Genomic DNA, 14,310 nt, shown 5'->3' with positions numbered 1-14,310 from the left:
TTTAACTTTTGTGTTCATTCGTCTACTATATAATATGTAATACAATATTAACAATAAAATAAAAGCGAAATACAGGACACATTATGCTCAAAAAATTATCGCGGCTTACGTTACTTACCGTGTTAAGCGCTTCGTCAGTGCCAGCCTTTGCTGATGCTAATAGTAGCAAGACCGTCGCGCCAATTGATAACCCTATTGTACTTAAGCGTGCCGATCCTTGGTTAGTGCGTGATGAAAAAACCGGATGTTATACCTTTATTGGTAGTTCACCGATGTTTGATGAAATTGAACTACGCCAAGCATGTCGCTTAAATGACTTAAAACTAGCCGAGCCAAAAGTTATTTGGCAAAAGCATGATAAAGGCCCTATGAGTATTAACATTTGGGCGCCTGAGCTGCACCACATTGATGGCAGTTGGTACATTTACTTTGCGGCCGGTGACATTGAAAAGCCTTTTAGTATTCGTATGTATGCACTTAAAAATGACCACGTTGATCCTATGCAAGGCGACTGGCAAGAAATGGGGCAGGTTATGAGTCACCTAGATAGCTTCTCTCTTGATGCGACCAGTTTTACTCATAAAGGCAAACGCTACATGATTTGGGCACAGCAAAACCAGCCTGCCACATACAACTCGGCCTTGTGGTTAGCAGAAATGGACTCGCCAACGTCAATTAAAGAGCCTGTTATCGCGATTACTGAGCCGACCCTTGAGTGGGAAGTACAAGGCTATAAAGTGAATGAAGGGGCTGCTGTAATAACGCGTGGAGATAAAATTTTTGTGACCTACTCGGCCAGTGCCACTGATCATCGTTATGCGATGGGCTTGCTATGGGCAAATGTAAATGATGATTTACTTGACCCTAAAAGTTGGCATAAAAAGCCAGAGCCTGTTTTTACTACCCACGCTGAAGTTGGTCGCTTTGGTCCGGGTCATAACAGCTTTGTAAAAGCGGAAGATGGCGTGACCGATTTGCTAATTTACCATAGCCGCGATTATAAAGAGCTAAAAGGCACGCCATTGACGGATCCAAATCGCCATGCGCGAGCACGCATTATTACATGGGATAAAGATGGGTTTCCTGTGTTTTCACCACAGCTAGCTGATTAAAAAATTTTTAAAAAAAGGGCGCCAATTGGCGCCCTACAACTTTGGGAACGAAATGTTTACCAAAAGCGGTAATATATAAAGGCAGTTATGCCTAAAATGCCCGCTGTATGGATGTAATCCCACTTATCTAAACCCTCGGCGACCTCTTTGAGTGTTGCTTTGTCTAGGCTTGAGAAAGTAAGGCCTTTTAATTGCTCTTCATCTGCTTGTTTAGTGAAGATACTCACCACAATCATAATAACGACAACCACAACAAACAGCAGGATACAGTAGTACAACCAGTTCATTGTCGTTATCCATGCAAACCATGAACCCGTTAAATCATCTTTAAAGGGTAATAATACTAAGCGGATCATACCCAGTACGAAACCAGACACAAGACCAACAAACCCCGCTGTTGGCGTTATGCGCTTACTACATAAACCGAGTAAGAATACAGCCGCGATGCCTGGTGCAATTAATGATTGAACACTCTGTAGATATTCATAAAGTACATCGGCAATTAAGCTCATTACGGGTATCCACAACAGCCCGAGTACAACGATAACGATAGTGGCCATTCTGCCTACTTTTAGAAGGTGTTTTTCGCTTGATTCTGGCTTAAACTTTTTATAAAAGTCGATCGTAAATAAAGTGGCTGATGAATTGAATAGCGAAGCGAGCGAGCTCATCAGTGCTGCGACTAAGCCACCAATCACAATTCCTTTCACACCCGCAGGTAACAGCTCAGCGACTAACGTAGGAAATGCTTGGTCAGCGCTTTCGTAACTAATAATTCCTTTTGCATTCAGAGCGTAAGCAATCATGCCCGGCACTAAGAAAATAAACACAGGGAGGAGTTTTAAATAACCCGCAAACATCGTCCCGCGACGTGCTTCTTTAATCCCTTTCGCAGAGAGTACGCGTTGCACAATATACTGATCGGTACACCAATACCAAAAACCGATAATAAACGAGCCAAAGATAATCCCAGGCCAAGGGAATTCAGTGTCTGATGCGCTGCGAATAAGGTGCATATTAACGTCATTTAAGCGTTCAACTTCTGCCCAGCCGCCGACTTTATCAAGACCAACAACTAAAATGACCAGTGAACCAATGATCAACACTGGCGTTTGCAGCACCGAGGTCCACATAATGGCTTTCATGCCCCCTAGAACAGTATAAATCCCGGTGATCACCACTAAACCAATGGCAGAAATCCAAAAGAAATCGATACCCCAAATACTCTCAATTCCTAAAATGGTTTTAAAGGCGATACCACCGGCATACACGGTCACGGCGACTTTTGTTAATACGTAGCTGATTAATGAGATAACAGATAAGAAAGTTCGCGACTTAGAATTAAAGCGACGTTCTAGAAACTCAGGCATGGTGTAGACCTTGCTACTCCAATAGAAAGGCACAAAAATCCAACCGAGTAATAGAATAATCCACGACTGCATTTCCCAATGGGCGAGTGCCATACCTGATTGAGCGCCAGAACCAGATAATCCGACTAAATGTTCTGAGCCGATGTTTGATGCGAAAATAGAGGCACCAATTACTAACCAGCTTGCATTACGACCCGCCAAAAAGTAGTCAGCGGTGTCTTCTTCTTTTTGTCGCATAGACATGACGACAACGCCTAATAACAGGACAAAAAATCCTGCCAGCACTGCCCAGTCTAAGGTACTTAGTTCGACCATTGTGTGTTCCACCTAATTATGAAAGAGAATGTTGTTTTTAATTGTCGGTTAAAAATATTATATTATAAATTAGGTGAGTGAAAGTGATTTGTTAAAATAAGGTGACACTGGATATATAAAAAAGTGACGACTACGCGCGGTTATAATAAGAGGTTCTGTCTTTTTAATGTTTTGTTATTGATTTTAATCAACTATTTGCAGGATGACGGAATAGCTTTATAGATGTATTATATTACCTAGATCTTTAGAGGAACACACATGGCGCGTTTAGAGAATTTGAACTTATCACAACAAGTTACCAATGAACTTGGTAAAGCAATTATTGTTGGTGATTATAATACTGAGACGGGGTTACCAACCGAAGCACAGTTGTGCGAAGTGTATGGTATAAGCCGCACAGCTGTTCGTGAAGCAGTTAAAATGTTGGCTGCAAAGGGATTAATTTCTTCTCGTCCACGACAAGGGATCCGTGTTGAACCGGCGGATAACTGGAACTTATACGACACCAGCGTATTAAAATGGTTACTTGAGAGCAGTCCGTCACTTTACGTACTGAAAGAGTTCTTGCAAGTACGCTTAGCTATTGAGCCACAAGCAGCGGCGTTGGCAGCACGAAAAGGTGACCAAGCTGCGATTGCTGAAATTAAAATGGCGCTCGATAAAATGCAAGCGGCTGCCGATGAACCTGAAGGCGTAATGCACGAGCCAGACCTTGCGTTCCACACGGCAATTTTGCACGCCAGTGGTAACCGTTTTTTCTATCAATTACGTGACTTTATTCGTACTGCATTGCATGTCAGTATTCAGCACACAACACCCGCTAAAGGTAATAAACAAGCCATCGCTGAAGAGCACTTTAAAGTGTATAACGCGATTGTCAGTGGTGACCCTGAGCGTGCGAAAAATATGATGACGTACATGATTGATGAAGCGATGGCGTTTATCGAAAAAGAAATTGCAGACAAAGAAGCTGCAGCTCAATAAGTTTCGCTACTCAACGTTGTAAATACTGTAAAAAACAAAAGGTTATCATGCCAAATTCAAATGAGCTTAAAACAGTTTACGCCAGCCTTGCCGGAAAAAGTGTATTTATTACAGGCGGAGCGACGGGAATTGGTGAAGTAATGGTAACGCGCTTCTGTGAGCAAGGCGCAAAAGTCACCTTTGTTGATATTGCAAAGCAGCAAAGCGAGGCTTTGTGCGCAAAGCTTGCGGGTAAATATGAGTTTGATCCGCAGTTTATCTATTGTGATATTCGTGATGTTGAGGCATTGCAAGCCGCTATAGAGCAAACCCGTCAGCAACAGGGCGATATTGGGGTATTAATTAATAATGCAGCCGATGACACACGCCATGCAGCAGAAAACATGGATGTAAAATATTGGGAAGACAAGTTTGCTGTTAACTTACGCCCTTGTTTCTTTTCTTCACAGGCTGTTGTGGCGCATATGCAGCGTTTAGGTGGGGGAAGTATTATCAATATGGGGTCGGTAAGTTGGCGCATTAAGCAAACAGGAATGCCTGCTTACACCACTGCTAAAGCGGGTATTGAAGGCCTGACGCGTTCTTTAGCAGCCTCGTATGGCAAAGACAATATTCGGGTTAATACCTTGGTTCCTGGATGGGTAATGACAGAGCGTCAAATTACTCATTGGTTAACCCCAGAGATGGTTGAAGACGTTCGTTTAAGCCAGTGTATAAACGAAACAATACAACCCGACCACATTGTTAATGCAGCATTATTTCTGGCTGCTGATGATAGTCGGATGATGACAGCACAATCATTAATCGTAGACGCAGGTTGGACTTAATTGCATTTATACATTGCAAAATGACTGACTTGCGATAAAATTTTTTCAATAAAACAAATGATACTATAATAATAAAATATGGGTTGGTATTGTTACCATCTCCCCTATTTTTCTAAGGTGGTAAGAAAGTTTGACCGACTTTGTACTCGTGTATGTAATTCTGATCATTGGTGCTTGCTTGCAAAGTGTTATTGGCTTTGGTCTTGGTATGCTGTGTGTGCCAGTTCTATATTGGTTAATGCCTGAACTGGTGCCTGGCCCTATGATTTTGAATGCACTCTTTTTAACTTCGGTGTTAATGATAAAGCACCGAGGGTCAATCGATATGAAACAGACGGGGATCTCAATAGTCGGTGGTGCAATGGGCGTTATATTCGCAGCAGCAGTGATGTGGTATGTGAATGCTAAGCAGTACCAGTTACTGCTCGGAGTGAGTATATTAGTCGTCGTCGCATTATCTATCATTGGTATGAAACCTAAAATATCGACCATAACGAGTTTATTAGCTTCTATGTCGTCGGGGTTTTTAGGAACCACCACCTCCGCTGGGGGCGCACCGATGGGGCTGCTCTATCAAGCTGAGGATAAAGATAAAATAAAGGCCAACCTTAGTGCATTCTTTGTTTTCATAAACCTATTTGGCATTATTGTGCTGATGCTTACTGGCTCTGCTGATATGGGGGATGTAAAACTGTTTTTCTTTTGTCTGCCAGCAATTTTAATTGGCTGGGGACTGTCTTTTGTAATTAATAACAACTTAAACGAAAGAGCAATTCGCAGCATCATACTGCTGGTCGCAGGCTTATCTGGCCTAGCACTTATTTTTATACACAGATAGAATGGTAAAAGTTCAGCTGTTTATTTAATGAAATTTATGCTCGATGCCACCTTAAAAATAATTATTTCTAGCCAATGCCAATTAGGCGAAGGTGCTTACTTTGCAAAAGCCCACAACTGTGTATTTTGGGTTGATATTTTGGGTCAGCGTTTATTTCGTTTGCACTGCCAAAGTATGCGGGTAAGTCAGTTTGCCATGCCAGAACCCATTTGTTGGGTAATGGAAACGGAGCAAGGTGAACTTGTTGCTGGGTTTGCGAAGGGCATCTATAAACTTAATAGCGAAGACTTTAGCCGCGAACTGCTTTACTCAATCGACAATGAGCCACAGCAAAACCGGTTAAATGATGGTAAAACATCACGGCAAGGTTTTGGTTTTTTTGGCTCGATGGACTCTCAAGAACAAGCACCGAGTGGAAAGTTATACCGCGTTGGTCATGGAAAGGCTCCTGAAGTCGTTGACCAACACTACACCATTAGTAATGGACCGGCCGTAAGTAAATGCGGGCAGTTTTTATACTCAACAGACTCTGAAAAACAAACTATCTATCGCTTCTCATTAAGTGCACAGGGCGAACTTAGTAATAAGCATGCGTTTATCCGTTTTACCGATAGCATGGGTTACCCAGATGGCATGACGGTTGATAATGACGACCACTTATGGGTCGCAGCATGGAATGGTTATGGTGTTTATCGTTTTTCGCCACGCGGCGAGCAAGTGCAATTTTTACGTATTCCCGCACCACGTGTTACCAGTGTTGCATTTGTCGGAGAGGCACTTGAGCATGTGGCAATTACTACCGCAGCAGTCGGGTTGGATGAGTCGGTACTTGCTGATTACCCGCACAGCGGGGGCGTGTTTATTTTAAAGCCGGGTGTTAAAGGCATCGCTGAAACACCGCTTAAACTATAGATTTTCCATTACTTGGTAGCGTAATTCGCCAAGAAATGCCCGTGCTGCGGGACCCAGTTTGTCACCGTCTTTGAAGAGCAAATGTAACTTAGCACTACGGCTACTGTTATGCGTTAAATTGAGCGCTTTCATTTGCCCTGCTGCGAGTTGTTTTTCAATTGCTATTTTTGGTAACCACGCAAAGCCTAGACCATTACTGATCATATCAATAGAGGTGCGTAAATGCGTTACCGTCCAACGTTGATCGGCACCTAGCCAGCCGCCATCTTGTTTGTGTTTATTCGCAGAGTCACGCACTACAATTTGTCGGTGTGATTTTAAATCTTCTAATGTTATTTCGCGGTCAATCGCATGCAAAGGGTGATCTGGATGCGCCACGGCAATAAATTCAATATTGCATAACTCTTCATGAAAGCCAGCCGCTATCGGAAAACCTGTAATGGCAATATCGACCTGATCATTTACAAGTAATTCATTGCCACCCATCAGCACGGATTCATGCAATTCGATACGCAGTTGTGGGTATTGCGAAGACGTGTCGTTAAGCACTTTATAAAGTAATTGCTGTGGAAAAATGGCATCAACTGCAATGCGCAGCTTACTTTCGATACCTTCGCCGAGGGTTTGGCCAATCGCTTCGACTTTGGCAGCTTCATCGAGTAAATAATTGGCACGGCGTAGCATCATTTCACCGGCTTCTGTGAGCACCGTTTTACGCCCTTGAATAGTAAATAATTTTACATTGAGTGCCGATTCAATTTTGCCCACGGCATTATGAATACTCGACTGGCTTTTATGAATGCTTTGTGCGGCTTGATTAAAGCCACCAAACTCAACAACAGCACGAAACATGCGCCATTGCTCTAGGGTGATTCTTAGCATGGTATTCCTTTGCTAACGTGGTTACTTACTAATTAGTGCCTGTAAATGGATAGTACCTATAAATTGCAAAAAAGTTTACTTTTTAGCAAAGGGCAACTCAATATATTCAAGCTCATCACCGGGGATTTTAGCAAAGCGCTGTGCTTGCCAATCTTGTTTTGCTTGCTCGATACGCTCTTTGCTGTATGCAACAAAGTTCCAGTGTAAATAAGGAACTTTATTGAATTTACTTCCACCGAGTAAAATAAAGCGGCTATGCACATGGGTCGTAATTTCGTGTTCGCTGTCATCGAGTAGAACAAAATTGTCTTGAGTATAGCGAGTATCACCAATACTAACTTCACCATAAATTACATACACAGCGGTTTCATGATGAGGATGCGGTTTAGTAATATAACTGCCTTGCTCTGCTACTGTATCTAAATAAAACATAGGTGAGTAGCTTTTCACCGGGGAGCTCAAGCCATAGGCATCACCCACGATTAGTCGCATCAGCACTCCTTTTTCTATTTTTTCAGGCAGTTGCTGTTTTTTGATATGTTCAAATCGCGGTGCTATTTCGGTCATGCTCTCAGGCAAAGCAACCCAGCATTGCAGACCATTAATGTCGTGCTCGCTTGCACGCACTTCAAGGCTTTCTCTTTCTGAGTGCACTATACCGCGACCTGCGGTCATCCAGTTAACATCGCCAGGTTCTATTTGCAGGCTATTGCCTAGTGAATCGCGATGGTAAATACTGCCAGTAAACAAATAAGTGAGCGTTGAAAGGCCAATATGAGGATGAGGCCCCACATTTATGCCTTCACCGCGAGGAAAGTGATTCGGCCCCATGTGGTCAAAAAAGATAAATGGCCCAACCATTTTTTTGTCAAAATGCGGCAAGATGCGTTTTACATCGAGCCCACCAATATCGTGGCTGGTTGCTGTTAATAACTTTGCCATATTTGCGCTCCTTAAAAACAAACCCAGCCAACAACCTAGGTTATTGGCTGGGAGAAATGTTATGCCTGACTACGTTTTAACATTAGTTGATCTAGGCTGATTTTGCCTGCACCAACACTGGCTAATGCTAAAAAGCCACCTGCCATTGCAATGTTTTTGTAGAACATTAAAAATTGCATTTGATCATCAAGTTGAAAGTGGAATAACAAAGCACTGGCCAGGCTGAAACCAGCAAAAGCGACAGCGGTTAGTTGTGTTAAAAAGCCGAGTAAAATAAATAACCCGCCAACCATTTCAAAAGCAATGACAAATGGCAGTAAGAACTCTGGTAAACCAACGGATGCCATGTACTGTGCTGTTGCATCGAAAAACTCGATTTTACTAAAGCTGGTGAGTAAAAAGATGGCCGATAAACCAATACGTGCCAATAAAGTGCTAATATTTTGTAATTGTGGTTGAGCTGAGATTAAAGTAAAAAGTTTCATAGTAGGTATCCTGTTTAGTTAAGCTGTGTGTCTGCGATGAAGTAACTATAAATTCACTTTAAAAGAATTAAAAATTGTAAAATTAGCGCTTATTATTCTATAAAAAAGAATCTTAAAGAAGATTCAATGTGAAGTTATTGTTATCAATAGGATTTTGTTTTTCTATGGCTGCAAGCAGCGTGGTGTTTGCTAATCAAAACTTACCCAATAGTCGTCATTATGAGTTATTAGTTTCAGATATAGCGGTGCAGCAAAGCTGGCAAGTTAAAGACATAATTAAAGGTTATGAGATGTGGGAATATCAAATAAACCTTAATAAAGGCAATACATTAAAGGTTGATTTTGCTCCTTCAAACTCTAGTAACTACTTTAATATTTTACCGAAAGGTAACCCAACCGCTTTGTATGTTGGCCCGGCAAAAGGTGATCATGCTGAGCTTAAAATTCCTGATGATGGCAATTATGTGATTTGGGTATTTTTGATGCGCAATGCCGCAGGCCGTGATGAGCATAGTAAATTTACAGAAGATATTAGCGTTATCAAAAGCCCATTAAATGGGATGCACCCAAGCTGGGATGTCGATGGAGATGGGCCAATGATTGCGAGAAAGACGGCAGCTGTGATCACACCGTTGACTACAGTCTTCCTCGAAAGTCGAATAAGGCCTCTTATAAGGCCTCATTAAGTGACTTATTCAGGCGCAACTTCAAGAGTGGTAAATAATGAGTAACGCACGTTATCGATATCTGCTTCTGTTGGTTTTTGATCAACAGATGCTTCAATCAGATATATATCAGCGTGTTCGAATGTCACGGTGAAGAAACCTTCACTATCGGTAGTAAGTTTTACTTCATCACGCGCATTACGGTAACGAGCACTGCCGCGTACAATTGCTAGCTCAACGTTAGCGGCAGGTTTTCCATCCATTAATAATTGGAATTTAGCCTCTTCACCTGCAAATAAATCGTTTGGATGCGTTGGGCCCGAAATCTCTAAGCCTTGGCCAAGTAATGTGGGTTTAGAAGTGCCGTTACGGCTTACAAAGGTGTCAACGGTTGCGATTGACTTAATCGTGCGTACTTCGGTTGCACCAGCAGGAAGATCAGCGTCTTTTTTACCTGTAAATACACGACCACGGTTGCCGTCTTTATCTTTGTAGAATGTCATTAGCAGGGGCTTTTGCTGCATCGCAATATGGTACGTCCCATCTTGCGATAAGCTAACGGCCGCTGAGTTTTTACGTTTTAGGTAGTACGCGCGAATCTTCTCTTCTACAGGCTTACCGTTTGGCGCAAGGGCGATTAATAAGTTGTCATCATATTCTGCGCCTTGTTCATTTGGGCGGTAGGCTTTGTCTGGGCTAAACAACTCGTTTGAAATACTGGCATCAATCATCACATAATGTGTTTTTTCACCCGATAAAGAGGTGTGCGATGGCATTAACCAACGAGCGTGTGCCTGTGCGTAACTTGATGCAAGTGCGGTGAACGTAACGGCACCGATTAGGGCCGTTTTTAATAATTTTAATTTCATTGTTTATCCTTAATTGCTAGTAATAGTAACGAAGCTAGTCGCGAATTCTTTTTCGCCAGCGAGAGTGACTTTGCCATCTTTTGTTAAGTCGATTTCAACACGGCTGTAATCACGGCCACCTTCTTCACGTACAACTTCCACATTGAGTAAATATTTACCGGGTTTAACGGGGTTACCTTTTAAATCCTTACCGTGCCACTCAATGGTGTAAGTACCAGGACGTTTTGTGGCACCTGTTACGCCGTCGAAGTTATCGTTACTGCGACCTGCTTTACGCCACCACTGACGTAAGTCTTTAAACCACTCTGCTTTTTCAACCCAAAGTGCCACTGTGGTTACATGTTTACGTTCTGGGGTTTCAAGCCAAAGCGCAACATATGGACGGTGATAAGGGGATACATCAAGCTCAGGCAAAGTGAACTCAACGGTGAGGTTGGCGTCTTTGGCAAAGCTAAGTGGGCTGAATAAACAGCTGAACAGTAGAGCAAGTAGTAAGTGGGCTTGTTTCATTAAGATACTCCTTTAAGTTGAGGCACCCAAACTAGATAAATAACCAGAGGTGTGACGACACCAAACAGTGTTAGCCAAAGCCCTGAGGTACGCTTTTTACGGTTTTGAAATAAAATAAATAAGCCAGTTATAGCGAAGATGATCATTAATACTGCTGAGATATCAATTACCCAGCTCCATGCCTCGCCTGTATGACGGCCTTTGTGCAAATCACCAATAAGGCTCATAACCCCACCTGTTTGGTAGTCAAGATTGAGCTCTCCCGTTTGAAAGTCGATTTCGGCATAAGCAAACCCTGCAGGCAACGGGTAGTCGAGCATGACTAGTGCGTCTTGTTTTTCCCATTCAATGCTTTTTACATTCTGCAGAGAAAACTGATCTGCCATATAGCGTTCAATTTCAGGGTAAAGAGTGGGTAATGCATTAAGGTTCTGCTGTGCTTTTTCGAAGAGCTGTGCAGAAATGAGCACGTGGGTTTGACCATTATGTTTGTCATTTTCAAGCCAACTTATGTGATTGAGGATGATGCCGCTGATACAAAATAAGATCAGTAGAAAAAATAGCGCGGTTGATAAATAAATATGTAAGGCACGGCTAACGCTATAAAACATGCGTTTATTGAAAGAGAACATAATGTAAGGTACTTGTTATTGATACTCATATGATAATTGTTCGTATTATTAATAACAAGTGCGTTTACGTTCTTTACATTCGAGCAGTTAATACTGAATAGCGAGGTACGCAATAATGGCGAGTTGTGAGGTAAACAGGCTAGCAAGTAGCATTAATTGCAGCCGAGTGGATATGTTAAGTTGGATCAGCGTCGGATGATTAGGCTTTGAGGGACGATTGATTAAATAGCCCAACACGCACACCTCGATAACAGCTACAAGATACATAACCCAAATCGGTGCTGCGCTTTGCAGTAAGAAGAAATAGCCCACGGCCATGCCAAGGCCAGCTAAAAACTTTGCTCTTAGCGGAACCACTTTATAGAGCTGCCAATATCGAAGTGATTCACCATACCGAGGATGATTTAATAGCCAAGCAGACAAAGCGGGAGAAGAGCGTGTAAAACAGCCCAAAGCAAGAATAAAGAAAATAGTTGTGGGCATCACAGGGAGTGCAATACCTATGATACCTAAGCCAACCATCAATAATCCAAGTAATTGATAGCAGCCATTTTTATAGGCGGTAAATACCGTTCTTACATTCATCAATATAATTAAGCCTGATAAAACTGAAAATGCGGTGATGCATACTGTGCAAAATCATACATTTATTCTGCGTTACTTTTAACTGTAGCTCAGCTAACGTTTTTTACCTAATGTTGCACGAAGAACGTTTAAGGGGGTTAAAAAATTACTGTGTTATTTAGAGGTAAACGAGGGATGGGGGCATAGAAAGTTTAAAAAAGCCCAGCAATAGCTGGGCTAATCGTTTTAAAAGTAGTAACCGATATTGATATTGAAGCGCGTTTCGGTCTCGTCGCTGTCGCCAGCTATTGAGCCACCAACAAACGGTTGGTTTTTCGCTTTTACAAGATCAAAGTAGGTAAATAAGCCACCTGCGGCGACCGACACACCCGTTACATTCATCCACGTGTCTGCACTGTTATCTGACTTATCGTAAATAATGCCGTAGTCATTATAAAATTGCAGGTTGGTTACTGGCCCCCACTCAACAGGTAAACTGTAAGCAATGTTGGCATTAGTCATCGTGGCTTCGGCGGCGATACTGTCATAAAAAGAGTAGGCGCCGACAGCCATACGATTTACGTTATCAATGTCGTAATCGTATTCACCGTGTTGCAGTTGGAAGTTCCACGGGCCAATGGTGCTGTTAAGGTGCACAGCCCAAGCCATGTAGTCGCCTGCTTTGTCTTCACCGTCGTGTAGGCCGCCTGATAACGCAGAAACACCTAACTCAGTGGTGCCACCATCATGCTCGAAGTGGTAACCATAACGTCCAGAGAATGTATTGTATTCACCTATCGCATTGGTGGGTTCTGCGTAAACGCCTTCGTCGGCATCACGAAAACCAACGACATCATACGAATAACGATCGCTGCGATTATCAACGTAACCGTCAACACCACCTAATTCATCATTTTTAAAAAAGCCAAGGTCAATTTGCCAGTTATCGGCTATTTTACGCTTAAATAACACACCTAAATCGTGGTCATCTTCTAAGCCAACGTAATAAGTGGTGCCAAAAAAGTAGTTGTGAGAGTTATAAGGCCAGTTACCAAAGGGGACTTTGGTGATCCCCGCTTGCACTTGCCAATCTTCGGCAAAGTCATAGGCTGCATAGGCATATTTAACTGCAGTCATGTAATCGAAAAAACGAATTTCTGCATTTAATTGCACGTCACCAACATCGCCTGCAAAATTCAATCTGAAAATATCAAAATCGAAGTCGCCACCGCGGTTCTTATTGCCGTCATCATAGGATGTGTGACTAAAGTTAGTACGTACAGCACCGCCAACTCGAATCCCAGACTCTTTCTTTTCGAGCTCTGAATCAACAGCAGCCGTTTGCTGCTCAAGCTGCTTTTGCTGTTTAGCAACTTGGGCATCAATTTGTTCTTGCTGCGCCGCTTGTTGTTTTGCTTGTTGCTCTGCTTTATCGAGCTGAGTTTGAAGTTGCTGCATCTGTTGCTTTAGTAATTGCAGCTGCTTTTGAAGGTCATCGATTTCTGATGCCTGACTAAGACTTGAAGTAGTGCCCAACGCTATCGCTAGGGCTAACTTTGAAAGTTTAAGCATGAATTATCGCTAATGTAAGAATGGGTACTATTTAGCATAGATGATATTCACACTGAACCCAAGGGTAGCCACATAAATTTAATATTAATCAACGGGTTTATTATTGAGACTCAATGGTTCGCGTAAGCGCACCTACTTCAAGTAAGGGGGAGGCATCAAGTTGGTCTGCATCCATCATGGCTGCAATACGTTGCATAGATGACAACAATAGACTTTGTTCCCACTCTTCAAGGGCTGAAAACTTTTCAATAAAGTGCTCTTGTAAAGGCTGTGGCGCTTTATTCAAAATTTCTTTGCCGCGCTCGGTAAGGTATAGACTGACACGGCGCTTATCTAGTTGACTGCGAACACGTGTAACTAGCTCACGGTTTTCAATGCGGTCTAAAATATTGGTGACAGTTGCGGGACTTAAATTAACGTTTTGTGCGATGCGGCTGGCCGTAATGCCATCGGTGTGCGCGACTTCGTTCATTATAAGTAATTGTGGGCCTGTTAATCCCGATGTTTTGTTGAGTTGTTTTGAATGAAGGTCGATAGCCCTGATAACTTTACGTAACGATACCAATAGCTCGTCATACTTTTGCATAGTTGTGTCTCTTTAAAAAGGCGGTATCTGGCGACCGCAATCGCGAAATATTACACATCTAATAAATTGAGTTCAAATAAATTACACCTATATCAGCCATAGATTAAAGCTAATAATGGCATGGTTTTGATTTGTATTTAGTTAGAGCAGAAATTAAATGCTCTATTTTGTCGTTTAGATAGGGTAATTGTTGTTAACACTGAAAATGCTAATATGGGGTGACTTAGCATTTGGTTGTAAAACAT

The 14,310-nt window shown here is 42.3% G+C and carries 15 protein-coding genes and 1 pseudogene; 6 read left to right on the top strand and 10 right to left on the bottom strand.

What is annotated here, in order from left to right; translation table 11 throughout:
- Nucleotides 1-83 precede the first annotated feature (83 nt).
- Nucleotides 84-1,112: a glycoside hydrolase family 43 protein gene (locus BM378_RS15145; RefSeq protein WP_074989523.1), complete on the top strand. Its 1,029-nt coding sequence runs from the start codon at nucleotides 84-86 to the stop codon at nucleotides 1,110-1,112.
- 56 nt (nucleotides 1,113-1,168) lie between these two features.
- On the opposite strand, the gene BM378_RS15140 is transcribed toward BM378_RS15145, so the two are convergent.
- Complete coding sequence (locus tag BM378_RS15140) at nucleotides 1,169-2,797, bottom strand: sodium:solute symporter (RefSeq protein ID WP_074989522.1); 1,629 nt, start codon at nucleotides 2,795-2,797, stop codon at nucleotides 1,169-1,171.
- A gap of 258 nt (nucleotides 2,798-3,055) precedes the next feature.
- Here BM378_RS15140 and BM378_RS15135 point away from each other — a divergent pair, with 258 nt between their 5' ends.
- From BM378_RS15135 to BM378_RS15120, 4 genes are all read left to right on the top strand, one after another.
- Nucleotides 3,056-3,781 (top strand): FadR/GntR family transcriptional regulator, encoded by a 726-nt coding sequence (locus BM378_RS15135; RefSeq protein WP_074989521.1) that lies wholly within the window; start codon nucleotides 3,056-3,058, stop codon nucleotides 3,779-3,781.
- Between the two features lie 47 nt (nucleotides 3,782-3,828).
- Complete coding sequence (locus BM378_RS15130; RefSeq protein WP_036973609.1) at nucleotides 3,829-4,608, top strand: SDR family NAD(P)-dependent oxidoreductase; 780 nt, start codon at nucleotides 3,829-3,831, stop codon at nucleotides 4,606-4,608.
- A gap of 130 nt (nucleotides 4,609-4,738) precedes the next feature.
- Nucleotides 4,739-5,446 carry a sulfite exporter TauE/SafE family protein gene (locus BM378_RS15125; RefSeq protein ID WP_074989520.1) on the top strand — a complete coding sequence of 236 codons (708 nt, stop codon included), beginning with the start codon at nucleotides 4,739-4,741 and terminating at the stop codon, nucleotides 5,444-5,446.
- Nucleotides 5,447-5,473: 27 nt separating this feature from the next.
- Complete coding sequence (locus tag BM378_RS15120) at nucleotides 5,474-6,358, top strand: SMP-30/gluconolactonase/LRE family protein (protein ID WP_227006793.1); 885 nt, start codon at nucleotides 5,474-5,476, stop codon at nucleotides 6,356-6,358.
- Here the strand turns inward: BM378_RS15120 and BM378_RS15115 are convergent.
- The 3 genes from BM378_RS15115 to BM378_RS15105 form a co-directional block, all read right to left on the bottom strand.
- Nucleotides 6,353-7,240 carry a LysR family transcriptional regulator gene (locus BM378_RS15115; protein ID WP_036973605.1) on the bottom strand — a complete coding sequence of 296 codons (888 nt, stop codon included), beginning with the start codon at nucleotides 7,238-7,240 and terminating at the stop codon, nucleotides 6,353-6,355. The two genes, BM378_RS15120 and BM378_RS15115, sit on opposite strands and share 6 nt — an antisense overlap.
- A 75-nt stretch (nucleotides 7,241-7,315) precedes the next feature.
- On the bottom strand, nucleotides 7,316-8,182 hold the full coding sequence (locus tag BM378_RS15110) for a pirin family protein (RefSeq protein ID WP_036973604.1): 867 nt from the start codon (nucleotides 8,180-8,182) through the stop codon (nucleotides 7,316-7,318).
- A 59-nt stretch (nucleotides 8,183-8,241) separates the two neighbouring features.
- Nucleotides 8,242-8,667, bottom strand: coding sequence for a DoxX family protein (locus BM378_RS15105; RefSeq protein WP_036973603.1), 426 nt, complete (start codon nucleotides 8,665-8,667; stop codon nucleotides 8,242-8,244).
- A gap of 164 nt (nucleotides 8,668-8,831) precedes the next feature.
- Between BM378_RS15105 and BM378_RS15100 the strand changes: the two genes are divergently transcribed.
- Complete coding sequence (locus BM378_RS15100) at nucleotides 8,832-9,353, top strand: hypothetical protein (RefSeq protein ID WP_051501945.1); 522 nt, start codon at nucleotides 8,832-8,834, stop codon at nucleotides 9,351-9,353.
- Between the two features lie 5 nt (nucleotides 9,354-9,358).
- On the opposite strand, the gene BM378_RS15095 is transcribed toward BM378_RS15100, so the two are convergent.
- From BM378_RS15095 to BM378_RS15070, 6 genes and pseudogenes are all read right to left on the bottom strand, one after another.
- Nucleotides 9,359-10,201 carry a DUF4198 domain-containing protein gene (locus tag BM378_RS15095; protein ID WP_074989519.1) on the bottom strand — a complete coding sequence of 281 codons (843 nt, stop codon included), beginning with the start codon at nucleotides 10,199-10,201 and terminating at the stop codon, nucleotides 9,359-9,361.
- Nucleotides 10,202-10,210: 9 nt separating this feature from the next.
- Nucleotides 10,211-10,711, bottom strand: coding sequence for a DUF2271 domain-containing protein (locus BM378_RS15090; protein ID WP_036973601.1), 501 nt, complete (start codon nucleotides 10,709-10,711; stop codon nucleotides 10,211-10,213).
- Nucleotides 10,711-11,343, bottom strand: a complete 633-nt coding sequence (locus tag BM378_RS15085; protein WP_074989518.1) for a PepSY-associated TM helix domain-containing protein — start codon at nucleotides 11,341-11,343, stop codon at nucleotides 10,711-10,713. The genes BM378_RS15090 and BM378_RS15085 overlap by 1 nt, the downstream gene beginning before the upstream one ends.
- Nucleotides 11,344-11,544: 201 nt before the next feature.
- A pseudogene (locus BM378_RS15080) lies at nucleotides 11,545-11,928 on the bottom strand (YbaN family protein); the annotation flags it as partial.
- A 225-nt stretch (nucleotides 11,929-12,153) separates the two neighbouring features.
- Entirely contained in the window at nucleotides 12,154-13,479 is a 1,326-nt protein-coding gene (locus BM378_RS15075) for a porin (RefSeq protein ID WP_065979480.1), read from the bottom strand.
- Between the two features lie 100 nt (nucleotides 13,480-13,579).
- Nucleotides 13,580-14,065, bottom strand: a complete 486-nt coding sequence (locus BM378_RS15070) for a MarR family winged helix-turn-helix transcriptional regulator (RefSeq protein WP_036973598.1) — start codon at nucleotides 14,063-14,065, stop codon at nucleotides 13,580-13,582.
- Nucleotides 14,066-14,310: the final 245 nt, after the last annotated feature.

Source organism: Pseudoalteromonas lipolytica (genome assembly GCF_900116435.1).
GTDB lineage: Bacteria > Pseudomonadota > Gammaproteobacteria > Enterobacterales > Alteromonadaceae > Pseudoalteromonas > Pseudoalteromonas lipolytica.
Note: the sequence above shows the minus strand (reverse complement) of the source record. Positions and strands in the feature narration are given on the sequence as shown.

Excerpts from the sequence above, each read along its gene's own strand:
- BM378_RS15105 (WP_036973603.1), bottom strand. The coding sequence starts at position 8,667 with ATGAAACTTTTTACTTTAATCTCAGCTCAACCACAATTACAAAATATT.
- BM378_RS15075 (WP_065979480.1), bottom strand. The coding sequence starts at position 13,479 with ATGCTTAAACTTTCAAAGTTAGCCCTAGCGATAGCGTTGGGCACTACT.
- BM378_RS15120 (WP_227006793.1), top strand. The coding sequence starts at position 5,474 with ATGAAATTTATGCTCGATGCCACCTTAAAAATAATTATTTCTAGCCAA.
- BM378_RS15090 (WP_036973601.1), bottom strand. The coding sequence starts at position 10,711 with ATGAAACAAGCCCACTTACTACTTGCTCTACTGTTCAGCTGTTTATTC.
- BM378_RS15085 (WP_074989518.1), bottom strand. The coding sequence starts at position 11,343 with ATGTTCTCTTTCAATAAACGCATGTTTTATAGCGTTAGCCGTGCCTTA.
- BM378_RS15070 (WP_036973598.1), bottom strand. The coding sequence starts at position 14,065 with ATGCAAAAGTATGACGAGCTATTGGTATCGTTACGTAAAGTTATCAGG.
- BM378_RS15145 (WP_074989523.1), top strand. The coding sequence starts at position 84 with ATGCTCAAAAAATTATCGCGGCTTACGTTACTTACCGTGTTAAGCGCT.
- BM378_RS15110 (WP_036973604.1), bottom strand. The coding sequence starts at position 8,182 with ATGGCAAAGTTATTAACAGCAACCAGCCACGATATTGGTGGGCTCGAT.
- BM378_RS15115 (WP_036973605.1), bottom strand. The coding sequence starts at position 7,240 with ATGCTAAGAATCACCCTAGAGCAATGGCGCATGTTTCGTGCTGTTGTT.
- BM378_RS15135 (WP_074989521.1), top strand. The coding sequence starts at position 3,056 with ATGGCGCGTTTAGAGAATTTGAACTTATCACAACAAGTTACCAATGAA.
- BM378_RS15140 (WP_074989522.1), bottom strand. The coding sequence starts at position 2,797 with ATGGTCGAACTAAGTACCTTAGACTGGGCAGTGCTGGCAGGATTTTTT.
- BM378_RS15095 (WP_074989519.1), bottom strand. The coding sequence starts at position 10,201 with ATGAAATTAAAATTATTAAAAACGGCCCTAATCGGTGCCGTTACGTTC.
- BM378_RS15130 (WP_036973609.1), top strand. The coding sequence starts at position 3,829 with ATGCCAAATTCAAATGAGCTTAAAACAGTTTACGCCAGCCTTGCCGGA.
- BM378_RS15100 (WP_051501945.1), top strand. The coding sequence starts at position 8,832 with ATGGCTGCAAGCAGCGTGGTGTTTGCTAATCAAAACTTACCCAATAGT.